This window comes from Brenneria rubrifaciens (assembly GCF_005484945.1).
Classification (GTDB): domain Bacteria; phylum Pseudomonadota; class Gammaproteobacteria; order Enterobacterales; family Enterobacteriaceae; genus Brenneria; species Brenneria rubrifaciens.
Genome location: NZ_CP034035.1, coordinates 114,761 through 129,642, shown reverse-complemented (window position 1 = coordinate 129,642; position 14,882 = coordinate 114,761). Strand labels below are relative to the sequence as shown.

The window sequence follows — 14,882 nt, the reverse complement described above, 5'->3', positions numbered from 1 at the left end:
GCCCGACTGCGTTGAGTCGATACCGTCTATTGCCATGTGCTTTTTCAGCCTCGATTTTAGCAAATCACCCTTTTCCGCACATCCCAGGCTCAACGCATGAGGGTTTTGACAAATCAAAAAAGAGTGATTAACTGGCAGTATCGAAGCTAGCAGTATGCTATTGATCGCACAAGATCGGATAACAAGATTTCATGACATGATGTATCGCATTTTTCGCCCGCTTTTATCAGTACCCTATTTTGGAAAAAATCGTGATTATTCCCTGGCAACAACTCGATCCTGAAACGCTGAACAATCTCATCGAATCTTTCGTGCTGCGGGAGGGAACCGATTACGGTGAGGAAGAACGCACATTAGCGCAAAAAGTCGCTGACATTCGTCGGCAACTGACGTCCGGTGAAATCGTACTGGTGTGGTCTGAATTACATGAAACCATCAACATTATGCCCCGGGACCAATTTAATGCCGGTGAGCATCACTCGTATTGAACGACTAAATATGCTAAAAGCAGTGCATATCTATTCCCTTTTTTGATGGCGCCCGATTACCGACGGCGATGCTAAGTCGCGCCGCCATCACGGAGTAAAGCCTCACATGTCATATAAGCATCCAATTATAGCCGTTACCGGCTCCAGCGGCGCGGGAACCACCACCACCAGCCAGGCGTTCCATAAAATTTTTCAGCAGTTGAAAATGCGGGCTGCCCAGCTCGAAGGGGATAGCTTCCATCGTTACACCCGCCCGGAAATGGATATGGCCATTCGCAAGGCGCGCGATCTTGGCCGGCACATCAGCTACTTTGGGCCCGAAGCCAATGATTTCAGCCTGCTGGAACAGTCGTTCATTGAATATGGGCAGCATGGGCGAGGGAAAACCCGCAAATACCTTCACACCTATGATGAAGCGATTCCCTACAATCAGGTTCCCGGTACATTCACCCCCTGGGAACCCATGCCGTCACCCACGGATGTGCTGTTTTACGAAGGTCTGCATGGCGGCGTGGTTACCGAGCAACACAATGTGGCTCAACACGTCGATCTGCTGGTCGGCGTGGTGCCTATCGTCAATCTGGAGTGGATTCAAAAATTGATTCGTGATGTCAATGAACGCGGGCATTCACGCGAAGCCGTGATGGATTCAGTCGTTCGCTCGATGGAGGACTACATCACTTACATCACGCCACAATTTTCACGCACCCACTTAAATTTCCAGCGCGTCCCCACCGTGGATACGTCCAACCCGTTCGCAGCGAAATCCATTCCTTCACTGGATGAGAGCTTCGTGGTGATACATTTTCAGGGGCTGGACAATATTGATTACCCTTATCTGCTCGCCATGTTGCAAGGCTCGTTTATTTCTCATATCAACACGCTGGTTGTTCCCGGTGGAAAAATGGGTTTGGCGATGGAGCTGATTATGACGCCGCTGGTACAACGCCTGCTGGAAGGGAAAAAGATCGAATAGCATCACAGCATCACGCCCTATCAGGCGCGTCGTGTCGCTGTGATGGCGACGATGTCAGGAAGGCGCGGTTAGGCTGAATCCCGGACTTCATGACTGTGCGTAACCTGAACAACTTCCCCCAACATCAGCGCCACAGAGCAATACTTTTCAGCAGACAATACCACCGCGCGCTCTACCGCCTGATCGGTCAGCCCTTTCCCCGTCACGATGAAATGCAAATTGATATGAGTAAACAGACGAGGCGCTTGCACTCTCCGTTCCGAAGTCAATTTCACTTCACAATCGGCGACATCGTGACGTCCTTTTTGCAAAATCGACACAACATCGATCGCGCTGCAACCGCCAACCGATATCAGCAGCATTTCCATAGGGCTTGGCGCCTTGTCACCCGCATTGCCGTCCATCATAACCTGATGTCCTGAGGCGGACTCGCCAAGAAACGTTAAGCCTTCAATCCATTTCACCCGTGCATGCATAGCGTCTCCCTAAAAAATTTTTGAAAATTTATATTGTTACTATACAAAAAACGCCATACCCGGCGCTTTCTCATGCTGAAGCGAGACAATACAAGACACTTCCCTCAAGCTGTGTTAAAAACAAAAGTAGCATCTGCCTGTTCCGGGCAAACACAGATACAAGGAAGGTGATGGCGTCGCCAGATAGTAAATTCCAGTATATTCCCTGACGTCATTCTGCCCACACGAAATTTGATTTTTTAGCAGTCGCAGTTAACACGCCGTACAGGGAACTCTGAGCCCTGTGATTTGCGCAGTGAATTACAACAGAGGATAATAGCGAATGGTTCTCGGCAAACCGCAAACAGACCCCACTCTCGAATGGTTCCTTTCTCATTGCCATATCCATAAGTATCCATCGAAGAGCACGCTTATTCACCAGGGTGAAAAAGCAGAAACGCTTTACTACATCGTGAAAGGCTCTGTCGCAGTGCTAATCAAAGATGAAGAAGGCAAAGAAATGATTCTCTCTTATCTCAATCAGGGAGATTTTATCGGCGAGCTTGGCCTGTTTGAGGAAGGACAGGAGCGCAGCGCCTGGGTACGGGCAAAAACGGCTTGTGAAGTCGCTGAAATTTCTTACAAGAAATTCCGGCAACTAATACAGGTCAATCCAGATATTCTCATGCGTCTGTCCGCGCAAATGGCAAGCCGTCTACAGGTAACCTCGGAAAAAGTCGGCAACCTGGCTTTTCTTGATGTCACAGGCCGTATTGCTCAAACGCTGCTAAATCTGGCGAAACAACCTGATGCCATGACCCACCCGGATGGCATGCAAATAAAAATTACCCGCCAGGAAATCGGACAAATTGTTGGCTGTTCACGTGAAACCGTGGGCCGCATTCTTAAAATGCTAGAAGACCAGAACCTGATCTCCGCACATGGCAAAACGATCGTCGTTTACGGCACTCGTTAAGTCTTACCTTACCCTACAAAAAAAGCGTGAAGCCAACCTCACGCTTTTTTAACTGTTTCATGGCAATAGCGCATTAATCTGCGGCGTTAACCACCTGCTCGACGGCTTTAGCGAATTTAGCCATTCCCTGCTCGATATCTTCCGTTTCAATCACCAGGGAGGGCACAAAACGAATCACATTCGGACCGGCTATCAGCACCATAACGCCTTGCTCAGCGGCGGCGGCCAGGAAGTTACGCGCCCGGCCATGCCACTCCGGGGTCAGCTCGGCGCCCAGCAATAGGCCCATGCCGCGAATCTGTTCGAAAATGCCATGCCGCTGGTTAATTTTTTCCAGTTCATTGACAAACCGTTCGTGACGATCCGCCACACCAGACAACACTTCCGGCGTATTAATGGTGTCCAGCGCGGCTTCCGCCACTGCGCAAGCCAGCGGGTTACCGCCATAGGTCGTACCGTGTACGCCAACCGTCATCACCGAGGCAATTTCCTCGGTTGTCAGCATCGCACTGATCGGGAAACCGCCCCCCAACGCTTTCGCCGTGGTCAGAATATCTGGCGTAATACCGTAATGCATATAAGTAAACAGTTTTCCCGTTCTGCCCATTCCACTTTGGACCTCGTCAAACACCAGCAGCGCGTTATGCCGATCGCATAACTCACGCACGCCCTGCAGAAACGCTGGCGTCGCCGGCATAATTCCGCCCTCTCCCTGCACGGGTTCCAGAACCACCGCACAGGTGTGATCATCCATTACCGCTCTAACCGCGTCCAGATCGTTAAAAGGCACATGAACGATATCCGCAGGCTTCGGGCCAAAACCGTCAGCATATTTTGCCTGGCCGCCAACCGAGACGGTGAACAACGTTCTTCCATGGAACGCATTATAAAACGCGATGATTTTAGTCTTGTACGGGCTGTGGCGTTCAATCGCGTAGTGGCGCGCCAGTTTAAACGCCGCTTCGTTGGCCTCCGCCCCGGAGTTGACAAAGAACACCCGATCGGCAAAGGTCGCGTTAATCAGCTTGCTGGCCAGACGCAACGCCGGCTCATTAGTAAAAACATTGCTGGTGTGCCAGAGTTGTTCTCCTTGCTGTTTCAACGCGGCGACCAGAGCGGGATGGCAATGCCCCAGCGCGGTAACGGCAATACCGCCTGAGAAATCAATATATTCTCGCCCTTGCTGATCCCACACCCGGCTTCCCTTACCTTTTACCGGCACAAACTGCGCTGGTGCATAAACCGGCAGAATTACTTTATCGTGAGTTTCCCTTGTTACTGTTTTGTTCTCTGTAGTCATTTGCTGCCCCGCTCTGATATTTCATCGTTCCGTATGAAAATATAGTCAGTAAATATGCATAAAAAATCAATTAAGGGCAATGTTTAATCCCCTTTGCCAAGCAATGACTTTCTATCCGACTAGATTTTAAGAAAATTATCCAAAAGCTGATGTCCTTGCTGGCTAAGTATGCTTTCAGGGTGAAACTGTACCCCCTCCAACGGCAGCGAACGATGCCGGATTCCCATGATTTCATCACGTTCGCCCTTGCACTCACTCCAGGCGGTCACCTCAAAGCAGTCAGGTAAAGCATCCGCTTCAAGCACCAACGAGTGGTAGCGCGTCACCGTCAGCGGCTGGGATAAACCGTAAAAAATTCCCGTACTGTTATGGGTGATGACAGAGGTTTTGCCATGCATGACCTGTCGGGCACGCACAACACGCGCGCCAAATGCCTGTCCCAGCGCCTGATGACCAAGACAGACCCCCAGAACAGGCAATTTATCCGCAAAATGGCGGATCGCCGCCAGTGAAATACCGGCATCATCCGGGGTACAAGGGCCGGGGGAAATCACCAGTCTCTCTGGCGCAAGCCGTTCAATATCCGCCAATTGCAACTCATCGTTACGCTTGACCAGAACCTCTGCGCCCAGCTCACAGAAATACTGATACAGGTTGTAAGTAAAGGAGTCGTAGTTATCGATGATTAGCAACATAATTATATTATCTATTTGATATTTAATGATTAAAATAAAAATGGACCACCATCCTGCGTGCAGGCGCGCATACCTGGTGAGCAATAACTACTCCGTCGCGGTGCCTACAATGACACCAGGCTTTCTTGGGGTAAATTGATTGCGCATATTCCATTAACTTTTACGGAAGGTATCAATCACCAAGTTCTCAACACGCCTCCTTCCCCCCCGACAGCTTATCAAGATTGGAGCCAAGCCGCACAAGGCGGTGAAAGTAGCGCCGCTCATCAGAAACAAAAGCCCCGCCATCAAGTCCGCAGCATGACCAACCATCCAGCCCTTGCTCTTCTGACTCCCCTGGCGAAAAAAGCGCGCGTCTCCCGGACAGGAGAAATGATCCGCGGGTCAGTTTGTGCATTCTAACCAGATTTCGCAACGCCTTCCTGGGTGATGAGAACGTCGGTCAATGTCCTGTCAGCAGCGAAAAAAATGAAAAGCTATGTTTAACGCGCTTACAAAGACCCCCCGTCATTATCACGGTACAAACCAAGCCTGTAATGTATGCGTCGTCTGCCAAAGTCACTAATACAAGAGATTGGATGCCGAGAAGCGGTATCGATGGCGTGGCGAAAGCCGGGAGGCTATTTCGTACAGCCCACTTCTCATAGTTGTAACGCTATTATCAGCTTAAACGGTACGTTGCCGGAATGGGGCCAGGTGCCCGGCTCATGAGAGGAAAATCACGGTTCTCAACTTTAGCCGCCATCATCAGCAAAGGGCGACCTCCCCAATGGATAACCCCCGGATGCACCTTCATCAATTGCTTTCGGAGTTGGCGACTGATAACACAGGATGCCGGCATGAAGACGACTCGTTCGCCAGCCCTATTTCTTACCTTTTCATCTGTATTACCCATTGAATACCATCCATTTGCAGTAGCAAAAGGGAAATAATACAAAATTATTCTCTTCTAATTTGTTTTAATAAAATTATATATCCCAACAGAGATTAATTAACTCACACGGAGCAACTTTATTAATCAAAAAATAATCTGATGTTCATCACACGTGTTATTCCAGAAAAATTAACCCCATAAAAAAACAGAAATAACTGGAAACCGTACGATTCACTCCCGATGAAATAAAACTAATATACTGATAAATAATAAATTTATAAGAAACCAATTTCTAAATAGAACACCAGCATATTTTTAAATATACGTTGAAAGATATATTTAATATAACATCTGTTGTATTGTTCTATATTTGTGGTAACACTGAGGTGGGCGAATCAACAAACTTATATTTTATTTTTGTTGAAACATCCTGTGACAATTACATCTGGCATGTGGAACGATAAATGCCAACGATAGTTATACCAAGGAGATAATCATCATGAAATATTTACTGCCTTCCGCAGCCGCTGGACTATTATTTTTAGCTTGCCAGTCGGCGATTGCGGCAGATACCGGGGGTTATGCAACAACAGACGGCGGCGACATCTCCGGCGCCGTTAAAAAGACCGCTCACTCAATGCAGGATATTATCGATATTATTGCAGAGGCGAAGCTCAATTCTGCTGGCAAAAAAGTAAAGGGAGGCGCCTATCCGCTGGTCATAACTTATGATGGTAATGAAGACTCGCTGATCAAAGCCGCTGAGGACGATATCTGCGGACAGTGGAAAAAACCGGTACGCGGCGTGGAGATCAGAGAGTTCACCAAAGGTCTTACCATTATCGGCACCAATGGTTCTTCAGCAAACTTCGGTTTCTGGCTCATCAAATCCGCGGATGTTGTGATTCGCAATATGCGTATTGGCTATATCCCTGGCGGCCCGGAGGACGGCGACGCCTTTCGCGTTGATGACTCGCCGAACGTCTGGATAGATCACAACGAAATTTTTGCCAAAAATTATGAATGCAAGGGGACGCCTGACAGCGATACCACCTTTGAATCCGCTGTGGATATCAAAAAAGGGTCAACCAATGTGACGGTTTCCTACAATTACATTCACGACTTCAAGAAAGTTGGCCTGAGCGGTCTTGGCGCCAAAGATACCATCAATCGTGACCTGACTTACCATCACAACATCTACAGCAATGTGAATGCGCGTGTTCCGTTACAGCGCGGCGGCAAGGTTCACGCCTACAACAATCTGTATACCGGCATCACCAGTTCCGGTCTTAACGTGCGTAAGAAAGGCATTGCACTGATTGAGAGCAATTGGTTTGAAAACGCGAAAAACCCGGTGACGTCGCGTTACGATGGTTCTGAGTTCGGCACCTGGGAATTGCGTAACAACAACATTATGGAACCGGCTGATTTTACGACTTACAACATTACCTGGAATAAGGATTCCAAATCTTACGTGAACGCCGAGGATTGGAAAAGCACAGGCACCTTCCCTTCCATCCCTTACAGCTATTCGCCAGTAACGGCACAGTGCGTGAAGGATAAACTGGCGGATTACGCCGGCGTAGGTAAAAATCTGGCGGTATTGACACCTTCCGACTGTGATTAAAACCCCAGGCAATCCATCGTCGCGAAAGGAATCGCGGCCACGCTTGAGCGAGATCTTCGGATCTCGCTTATTTTTTATGAAGTTTTTCAAACCTGGAAATAAAAACGATTACTCCCCCATCGCTATAGGATGGGCGAAATAAAGCAACCACAATCTCTACCGCCCAGATTTCCTGTAAAATTTTGTCCATAAATTAGCAAAAAGTGCTCAAGCCCATATGTAACATGCCGATAACATGCTTTGCACCACATGCTCTATTTATGGAGTACCAACAGCCCGCAACTTCCCTGCCGGCTCACGCGCAGGGAGGCTCAAACTAGAGATCTCTTCATCAGAGATCATAAAATCATAGTGTCACCAGGGCTAGCATCATGAATTTTATTCGCAACACCAAAATCAGAACCATGATGGTTCTTATCCTCGTTCTGTTTTCCTTGCTATGGGGCGGCGTCTCCGCATTCGCCTTATATTCCTTAAACCAACTCACTTCGGAGCTTAACCTGACCAGCGTTCAGCAAAATAACGGCGATATTATCAACGGCGCCAGCGGGCAGTATTACCGCGCCAAAAGCGCGCTGGATCGCGCGGTTGAAGCCCGGCAGCAAAACAACGCTCCCGCGTTTGATGAGGAGATGCGGAACGCCGCGGCTGAAATCGCCAGCCTCAAAGCTGGTCTGGAAGCGTTCAAAACCACCGACCACGCCAATATCGATCAGGCCATCATCGATAACATTTACAACAGTTCTTATCAGTTATTCAGCCAGTCCATTGTGCCGATGTACGACGCCTTAAAAGCGGATCGCATGGAGACGTTTTTGCAGATTTCCAGTCGTGAATACCGCGATCAGCGCAGAAACTTCACCACCGTCATCGATCAATATAACGGCGTGATCGAACGATTGAAGGCCGAAGCCCAGGAGCGCATTAACAACTGGGTGAGCATGTGTCAGAAGATGCTGGTCGCCGCGCTGGTGGCCGGTTCGATCATCGTCCTATTAACGGATCGCTACCTGGCGAAATTTGTCATTCATCCGCTCAACCTGATCCAACAGCATCTTCATATCCTTTCTGTCGGCCAGTTGCACAGGCTTCTGGAACAAACCGGGAAAAATTGCGTCGGCAAACTGATCCCGTTCGTACAGCAGATGCAGGCAAACTGGGTTAAAACCGTTTCCGAAATTCGCATGAGCTCCGAGGAGATCTATCGCAGCGCCGGTGAAATCGCCTCCGGCAACACAGACCTGTCTTCCCGCACCGAAGAGCAGGCTTCCGCGCTGGAGCAAACCGCCGCCAGCATGGAAGAGCTTAGCGCCGTGGTAAAACAAAACGCCGACAACGCTAGCCAGGCAAGCATACTCGCGCAGAATGCGTCCAAAACCGCTAATCAAGGCGGCGATATCGTTGACGGCGTGGTTAAGACCATGAGTAATATCTCCAGCAGTTCACAGAAAATTTCCGATATCACCTCGGTGATCAACAGTATCGCTTTCCAGACCAATATTCTGGCGCTTAACGCGGCGGTAGAAGCGGCGCGCGCTGGCGAACAAGGCCGAGGTTTCGCCGTGGTAGCCAGCGAGGTGCGCAATCTGGCGCAGCGCAGCGCGCAGGCAGCCAAAGAGATCGAAGGTCTGATCGCCGAATCCGTCGATAATGTCAAGGTCGGTTCGGATCAGGTGACGCTGGCAGGCAACGCAATGGACAACATCGTGAAGGCCGTGACCAACGTCACCGACATCATGGGTGAAATCGCCTCCGCTTCAAGCGAGCAAAGCAAGGGCATCACCCAGGTTGGTGAAGCCATTGTGGAAATGGATGGCGTGACGCAGCAGAACGCCGCGCTGGTCGAGCAATCGGCGGCCGCCTCTGCTTCGCTGGAATCTCAGGCTCGTCATCTGACACAAATCGTGTCGATATTTAAACTTTCCGCCGCAGAGGAAACTAAAACTGCCGAGACAACGCACCAGCCAGCCCAGTCTGTGGCGGCCATTGCGCAGAAGAAAGCACCCGCCAGCCCTAGCGGGAAAGCCAACTGGGAAACTTTTTGATTCCGTTTTGACGGTACCCCAATGCGGCGGAAAAGCCAGATAAAAAACCCGGCGTCTTCATCAAAGACGCCGGGGCCGGTAAACATGGCTGGCATGAGAGAAATCAGGGCAGTACTTTCGCCGACTGGATCACGATCGGTTTGGTCGGCACATTCTGATAAGGACCGACATTTTCCGTCTGCACCTGAGAGATCTTATCCACCACGTCCATACCTTTTACTACCTGACCAAAGACGGCATAGCCGAAGTCGCGCTGACCATGATCGAGAAACGCGTTATCCGCCACGTTGATAAAGAACTGGCTGGTGGCGCTGTCCTTTTCTGCGGTACGCGCCATGGCAATCGTACCGCGCAGGTTACGTAGCCCATTATCCGCTTCGTTTTTGATCGGCGGATTAGGCGCTTTCTGTTTCATATCGCTGCTAAAACCCCCGCCCTGAATCATGAAGCCCGGGATCACCCGATGAAACGTCGTACCGTTATAAAAACCGTTATTCACATACTCAATGAAGTTTTTCACCGAAACCGGTGCCTTTTGATTATCCAGCGCCAGTTCGATATTCCCGGCCGACGTGGTCAGCAGAACGTTCGTTGTGCCGGAAGCGGCGAAGACGGGAGGGAAAGCCGTCAGGGAAATAAAAGCTACCGCAGCAGCCAGAGTACGTTTGAGCATGAGAATTCCTTTTTGAAAAAGCCAGCTACAGAAAGCGTACTGATTGTAAATACCTACACCTTCCAAAGCCACTCATTTACCTTTTTTTACGTAGTAAACTCTCATTGTGTCGCATTGTTAATGCCCCCCCATTTATCCCCGGTACCAGCAATAAAAAGCACTGATATTGGCGCTGGCGCTAAAGATTTTATTGCAGGGTATGAAGAAAAATCCTCCCCCCTGCGTTACGCACTTACGCCCAAAATGCGGCTATACCGATAGCTGGCATCGAACTTTACCGGCAGAACATCAACGTGAATGAATTAAGCGCCAGCAAATTAAAAAAACAGCACTTTTTCTTATTATGATCGTATCTTCCTGGAAGACGATGCCCGGTTCGTTGCGGCATATGAAATTCAGGTCATCGATGGCGCTACGCAAATCAAATGCCATTGCCGTTAATAATACGCCATCATTTACCCAACGCCGCGCGTCCTGCCGCACCAGCAGGACGTGTTCCGGCCTGAACTTGTTAAATGGCACCACAGGATTTACCTGCCAATATTCTGCCAATTGCACGACAAACATTGCTTACTGGTGTGAGGAGGTGAAATCGCCGAACGGAAAGCACGCCTGCTGCTGGATGCCGCCTCGATTCTCACGGTGAACGCCATCAGCTTCAGTGAACAGTTTCTTGACTGGCAGAAAGAAAGCCGGGTTACGCTGGTGCGGGGCAGCCTCCATCCTGATTTACTAAATCGCGCATGGCTGGTCATTGCGGCTACCGACGATCGTCACGTCAATAAGCAGGTTTACAACCACGTCAGCAAGCGGCGGATCTTCTGCAAGATGTTCGACGACGCCAAAAACGCCAGTTTTATCTTGTCCTCGATTGTCGATCGTTCTCCACAATGATTGCCGTGTCGTCCGGCAGCACCGCGCCGGCTCTGGCGCGCCTGCTGTGTGAAAAACTGGAAGGTATCCTGCCCCAGCACCTCGGGCAATTAGCTTCATTGGCAGGTAAAGACGTCAGCGCGTCAAGAAGCGTTTCCGGCAGGCGGCCACGCGCCGCCGATTCTGGGAAAAGCCGTTCACGCACGATAGGCTTGCCCAAGCGCTGGCCAATAACGACGGCATAAGCACACAGCAACTTTCCGCACAACTATTTTCAGCACTGCGGGACGAAAAAGGCAAAGTGGTGCTGGTGGGCGCTGGTCCCGGAGGTGCGGCGCTACTCACACGAAAGGCCTACAGCAACTGCAACAGGCGAATATCGTGGTCTACGATCGGCTGGTTTCCAGCAATGTGTTGAAACTGATCGGGCGTGACGCCGAACGTATATTCGTCGGCAAAGGTCTGGCTACCACCGGATTAAGGTCATCAGGAGGCTTGGCCTCCTGATTATTTTAACCGTTACGGGCGGGGAACAAATCCAACCGCATCATACACTTTTTTCAGCGTTTCCTGCGCACGAGCGCTGGCTTTCTCCGCGCCCTCACGCATGACCTGCTGCAAAAAAATTTCGTCGCCGCGGAAGCGATGATAGCGCTCCTGCAATTCCGCCAACATGCCGGACACCGCATCGGCAACGGCGCCTTTCAGGTGACCATACATCTGGTCGCTGAATTCCTGCTCCAACTCGGCGATGGTTTTTCCTGTCACGGCAGAAAGAATATCCAGCAGGTTGGATACCCCGGCTTTATTCACCACATCGTAGCGAACCACTGGCGGCTCATCGGAGTCCGTTACCGCACGTTTGATCTTCTTCACAACCGATTTCGGATCTTCCAGCAGACCAATCACGTTGTTGCGGTTATCGTCCGACTTGGACATCTTCTTGCTCGGCTCCAACAATGACATCACGCGGGCGCCGGACGTGGGAATAAACGGTTCGGGGACGTTGAAAATGTTATCACCATATAGACTATTGAAACGCTGGGCGACGTCCCGGCTCAGTTCCAGATGCTGTTTCTGATCTTCGCCTACTGGCACCTGGGCCGTTTGATACAACAGAATGTCAGCCGCCATCAGCACCGGATAATCAAATAAACCCGCGTTGATATTTTCTTCGTAGCGAGCTGATTTATCCTTAAACTGTGTCATACGACTCAGTTCGCCGAAATACGCATAACAGTTCAGTATCCAGCTCAGTTGGCTGTGTTCCGGCACATGCGACTGGACAAAGATGGTACTTTTCTTCGGGTCAATCCCGCAGGCGAGGTAAAGCGCCAACGTATCCAGCGTCGCTTCACGTAACTGCTGGGGCGCCTGACGCACCGTAATCGCGTGCAGGTCAACGATGCAATAGATGCAATCGTAATCATCTTGCATATTAACCCACTGACGTAACGCCCCCATGTAGTTACCAATGGTCAATTCACCAGACGGTTGTGCGCCGCTAAATACAATGGGTTTGCTCATACTAATGCTTCCTGATTTTTGAAAATGACGGCCCAACGAGGGGCAGCAGATCGGCAAAACGATCCAGCACGATGTCTGGGTGACTCAATTCAATCGCTTCACCATAGTTATATCCGTAAGTCATACCGACGCAGGGGCAGCCGGCAACCTGGGATGCCTGAATATCGTTACGCGAATCACCCACAAACAGTAATTCTTCAGCCCGTAATCCTAACTTGCCCAAGACCAGATACAACGGCGCTGGATGAGGCTTTTTGGCAATCACATCGTCGCCGCCGATAATCAGCGAAAAATAGTCGCCAATCTCCAGCGATGCCAGCAACGGCGCGACGAATGGCGTAGGTTTGTTGGTCACCACTGCCATTGGAAAACCTTGCAGCGCCAGCGCCGCCAGTGTCTCTTTTACCTGGGGAAAAAGCGAACTGCCGCTTTCCACGGTTTCAGCATAATAGTGGTCAAAACGTTGCCGGGTTTCACTCAGACGCTGTGCGGTGGGTTCAACGCCCGCCCAGCGCAGCGCCCGTTCAACCAATACGTCCGCACCATTACCGATCCAGGTAGCCACTCGCGCCTCACCGGCAGCAGGCAATGATTGTGACTGCAACGCCAAATCGACTGCGGCGGAAAGCCCTGGCGCGCTGTTAATCAACGTGCCATCCAAATCGAATGCCAATCCGCGAATCGGCGTCACGTCACTCATGACTCACCCTGGCCAATTCAGTGCGCATCCGTTCAATGACGGCATGGTAGTCCGGCGTCCCAAAAATAGCCGAACCAGCCACAAACATATCCGCACCGGCCGTCGCGATATCGCCTATGTTATCCACTTTGACGCCGCCATCCACTTCAAGACGGATGTCATAACCGCTATCGTCAATCAGCGTGCGCACATGACGCAGTTTATTCAGCGTTCCCGGAATGAAGGATTGACCGCCAAAGCCAGGATTAACGGACATCAGCAGAATGATGTCCAGTTTATCCATGACGTAATCAAGATAGCTGAGCGGCGTTGCCGGATTGAAAACCAGGCCAGCCTTGCAGCCGTGATCTTTAATCAGTTGCAGGGAGCGATCGACGTGTTCCGAGGCTTCCGGGTGAAAAGTAATGAAACTCGCACCCGCTTTGGCAAAATCGGGAATAATGCGATCAACCGGTTTCACCATTAAATGCACATCAATCGGGGCGGTGATACCATAATCCCGTAAGGATTTCAGCACCAGCGGCCCCATAGTAAGATTAGGCACATAGTGATTATCCATCACATCAAAGTGCACCACATCTGCCCCGGCGGACAATACGTTTGCCGTGTCCTCACCAAGCCGGGCAAAATCAGCCGAAAGAATAGACGGTGCGATTAAAAACGGTTTCATTCGCTTCTCCAAACGATAAAGTCTGAATTTCTGCTGTCGGAGCTTCCGTTCATCCACCCTCCGATCGGCGAGAATTATTGAACATAGTCAATTATTGAATAACGCGGCTGTCCAGCCAATCATCTTTAAGTTGTTGGAACCCTGCTTACTGCCGACAAATTAACAATACAGGGCTAATAACTCGTTTACTTTACTACGCCCCAGAATATTACGGCTAATCGTTCGACGCGCTTTAACCACGTAAAGTGAGGCCCCCTGATACCACTCACGGGTCAACACCGTATCGTGATTGGAAATCAGTACCGGAATCTGGCTTTCAACCGACAGGCGATGCGCTAACCTGGCCAGGTTCTGCTGATCGATATGATTGAAATTATTGGTGTGATACGCCGTAAAATTCGCGGTTGCCGACAACGGCGCATAAGGAGGATCGCAATATATGACCGACCCCGGCTCCGCTTTAGTCAGCGTTTGCTGATAATGCTCGCAAACAAACGTCGCACTTCTGGCCTTAAACGCAAACCAGCGAATTTCTTCCTCTGGAAAATAAGGCTTCTTATAACGTCCGAACGGGACATTGAATTCACCGCGCATGTTATAGCGGCATAGGCCGTTATAACAATGACGGTTCAGATAAAGAAACAATACCGCGCGGCGGTAAGCATCGGTACAAAGATTAAACTCCTCACGCAGCAGGTAAAACGTCGTTGAGGTATTTACCTCTTCGGTAAACAGCTTGCGAGAGTCACGAACAAATTCATCGGTATTTGACTTGACGATGTTGTACAGGTTGATCAGGTCGCTGTTAATATCAGCCAATATGTAGTTTTCGTACTCCGTATTCAAAAATACAGAACCCGCACCGACAAAGGGCTCGATAAGACAGTCTCCTGCGGGTAAATAGCGACGAATTTCTTCTACCAGCGGATATTTACCACCAGCCCATTTTAAAAAAGCGCGGTTTTTCTTCATGCCGTCGTTAGTTACTCATACGTTTCAGAGC

At 50.1% G+C, this 14,882-nt stretch carries 14 protein-coding genes and 1 pseudogene; 6 read left to right on the top strand and 9 right to left on the bottom strand.

Going from position 1 to position 14,882, the window contains the following annotated elements:
* Positions 1 to 251 precede the first annotated feature (251 nt).
* Positions 252 to 488: a YheU family protein gene (locus EH207_RS00535; protein ID WP_137712276.1), complete on the top strand. Its 237-nt coding sequence runs from the start codon at positions 252 to 254 to the stop codon at positions 486 to 488.
* A 106-nt stretch (positions 489 to 594) separates the two neighbouring features.
* A complete protein-coding gene (locus EH207_RS00530) occupies positions 595 to 1,464 on the top strand; it encodes a phosphoribulokinase (protein WP_137712275.1) in 870 nt (289 codons plus the stop codon).
* 68 nt (positions 1,465 to 1,532) lie between these two features.
* Here the strand turns inward: EH207_RS00530 and EH207_RS00525 are convergent, their stop codons facing one another.
* Positions 1,533 to 1,940 (bottom strand): OsmC family protein, encoded by a 408-nt coding sequence (locus EH207_RS00525; RefSeq protein ID WP_137712274.1) that lies wholly within the window; start codon positions 1,938 to 1,940, stop codon positions 1,533 to 1,535.
* A gap of 322 nt (positions 1,941 to 2,262) precedes the next feature.
* Between EH207_RS00525 and crp the strand changes: the two genes are divergently transcribed.
* The gene (gene crp, locus EH207_RS00520; RefSeq protein ID WP_004090925.1) at positions 2,263 to 2,895 is read left to right on the top strand and encodes a cAMP-activated global transcriptional regulator CRP; all 633 of its coding nucleotides are present in this window, start codon (positions 2,263 to 2,265) and stop codon (positions 2,893 to 2,895) included.
* Between the two features lie 73 nt (positions 2,896 to 2,968).
* Here crp and argD read toward each other — a convergent pair whose 3' ends face one another.
* Entirely contained in the window at positions 2,969 to 4,195 is a 1,227-nt protein-coding gene (gene argD, locus EH207_RS00515; RefSeq protein WP_137712273.1) for a bifunctional acetylornithine/succinyldiaminopimelate transaminase, read from the bottom strand.
* Between the two features lie 119 nt (positions 4,196 to 4,314).
* Positions 4,315 to 4,890 carry an aminodeoxychorismate synthase component II gene (locus tag EH207_RS00510; protein ID WP_137712272.1) on the bottom strand — a complete coding sequence of 192 codons (576 nt, stop codon included), beginning with the start codon at positions 4,888 to 4,890 and terminating at the stop codon, positions 4,315 to 4,317.
* 1,373 nt (positions 4,891 to 6,263) lie between these two features.
* Between EH207_RS00510 and EH207_RS00505 the strand changes: the two genes are divergently transcribed.
* Positions 6,264 to 7,391, top strand: coding sequence for a polysaccharide lyase (locus EH207_RS00505; RefSeq protein WP_137712271.1), 1,128 nt, complete (start codon positions 6,264 to 6,266; stop codon positions 7,389 to 7,391).
* Between the two features lie 371 nt (positions 7,392 to 7,762).
* On the top strand, positions 7,763 to 9,436 hold the full coding sequence (locus tag EH207_RS00500; RefSeq protein WP_137712270.1) for a methyl-accepting chemotaxis protein: 1,674 nt from the start codon (positions 7,763 to 7,765) through the stop codon (positions 9,434 to 9,436).
* Between the two features lie 103 nt (positions 9,437 to 9,539).
* Here the strand turns inward: EH207_RS00500 and ppiA are convergent, their stop codons facing one another.
* Together ppiA and EH207_RS00490 are read right to left on the bottom strand one after the other, a co-directional pair.
* Complete coding sequence (gene ppiA / locus EH207_RS00495; RefSeq protein ID WP_137712269.1) at positions 9,540 to 10,109, bottom strand: peptidylprolyl isomerase A; 570 nt, start codon at positions 10,107 to 10,109, stop codon at positions 9,540 to 9,542.
* 288 nt (positions 10,110 to 10,397) lie between these two features.
* Positions 10,398 to 10,667 carry a hypothetical protein gene (locus tag EH207_RS00490; protein WP_175413611.1) on the bottom strand — a complete coding sequence of 90 codons (270 nt, stop codon included), beginning with the start codon at positions 10,665 to 10,667 and terminating at the stop codon, positions 10,398 to 10,400.
* Here EH207_RS00490 and EH207_RS00485 point away from each other — a divergent pair.
* Positions 10,638 to 11,441 (top strand): annotated as a pseudogene (locus EH207_RS00485) (NAD(P)-dependent oxidoreductase); the annotation flags it as partial. The gene EH207_RS00490 and the pseudogene EH207_RS00485 sit on opposite strands and share 30 nt — an antisense overlap.
* A gap of 60 nt (positions 11,442 to 11,501) precedes the next feature.
* Here the strand turns inward: EH207_RS00485 and trpS are convergent.
* The 4 genes from trpS to dam all read right to left on the bottom strand — a co-directional run bounded on the left by trpS (position 11,502) and on the right by dam (position 14,851).
* Entirely contained in the window at positions 11,502 to 12,509 is a 1,008-nt protein-coding gene (gene trpS, locus EH207_RS00480) for a tryptophan--tRNA ligase (RefSeq protein ID WP_137712267.1), read from the bottom strand.
* A gap of 1 nt (position 12,510) precedes the next feature.
* Positions 12,511 to 13,209 (bottom strand): phosphoglycolate phosphatase, encoded by a 699-nt coding sequence (locus EH207_RS00475; RefSeq protein WP_137712266.1) that lies wholly within the window; start codon positions 13,207 to 13,209, stop codon positions 12,511 to 12,513.
* Entirely contained in the window at positions 13,202 to 13,879 is a 678-nt protein-coding gene (gene rpe, locus EH207_RS00470; protein ID WP_137712265.1) for a ribulose-phosphate 3-epimerase, read from the bottom strand. Before rpe ends, EH207_RS00475 begins: the two co-directional genes overlap by 8 nt.
* A 159-nt stretch (positions 13,880 to 14,038) precedes the next feature.
* A complete protein-coding gene (dam, locus tag EH207_RS00465) occupies positions 14,039 to 14,851 on the bottom strand; it encodes an adenine-specific DNA-methyltransferase (RefSeq protein WP_137712264.1) in 813 nt (270 codons plus the stop codon).
* Between the last annotated feature and the right edge of the window lie 31 nt (positions 14,852 to 14,882).

Bases quoted from the DNA above. Each gene is read 5' to 3' on its own strand.
- dam (WP_137712264.1), bottom strand. From the start codon at position 14,851: ATGAAGAAAAACCGCGCTTTTTTAAAATGGGCTGGTGGTAAATATCCG.
- EH207_RS00510 (WP_137712272.1), bottom strand. From the start codon at position 4,890: ATGTTGCTAATCATCGATAACTACGACTCCTTTACTTACAACCTGTAT.
- EH207_RS00505 (WP_137712271.1), top strand. From the start codon at position 6,264: ATGAAATATTTACTGCCTTCCGCAGCCGCTGGACTATTATTTTTAGCT.
- EH207_RS00525 (WP_137712274.1), bottom strand. From the start codon at position 1,940: ATGCATGCACGGGTGAAATGGATTGAAGGCTTAACGTTTCTTGGCGAG.
- crp (WP_004090925.1), top strand. From the start codon at position 2,263: ATGGTTCTCGGCAAACCGCAAACAGACCCCACTCTCGAATGGTTCCTT.
- trpS (WP_137712267.1), bottom strand. From the start codon at position 12,509: ATGAGCAAACCCATTGTATTTAGCGGCGCACAACCGTCTGGTGAATTG.
- EH207_RS00530 (WP_137712275.1), top strand. From the start codon at position 595: ATGTCATATAAGCATCCAATTATAGCCGTTACCGGCTCCAGCGGCGCG.
- ppiA (WP_137712269.1), bottom strand. From the start codon at position 10,109: ATGCTCAAACGTACTCTGGCTGCTGCGGTAGCTTTTATTTCCCTGACG.
- argD (WP_137712273.1), bottom strand. From the start codon at position 4,195: ATGACTACAGAGAACAAAACAGTAACAAGGGAAACTCACGATAAAGTA.
- EH207_RS00475 (WP_137712266.1), bottom strand. From the start codon at position 13,209: ATGAGTGACGTGACGCCGATTCGCGGATTGGCATTCGATTTGGATGGC.
- rpe (WP_137712265.1), bottom strand. From the start codon at position 13,879: ATGAAACCGTTTTTAATCGCACCGTCTATTCTTTCGGCTGATTTTGCC.
- EH207_RS00500 (WP_137712270.1), top strand. From the start codon at position 7,763: ATGAATTTTATTCGCAACACCAAAATCAGAACCATGATGGTTCTTATC.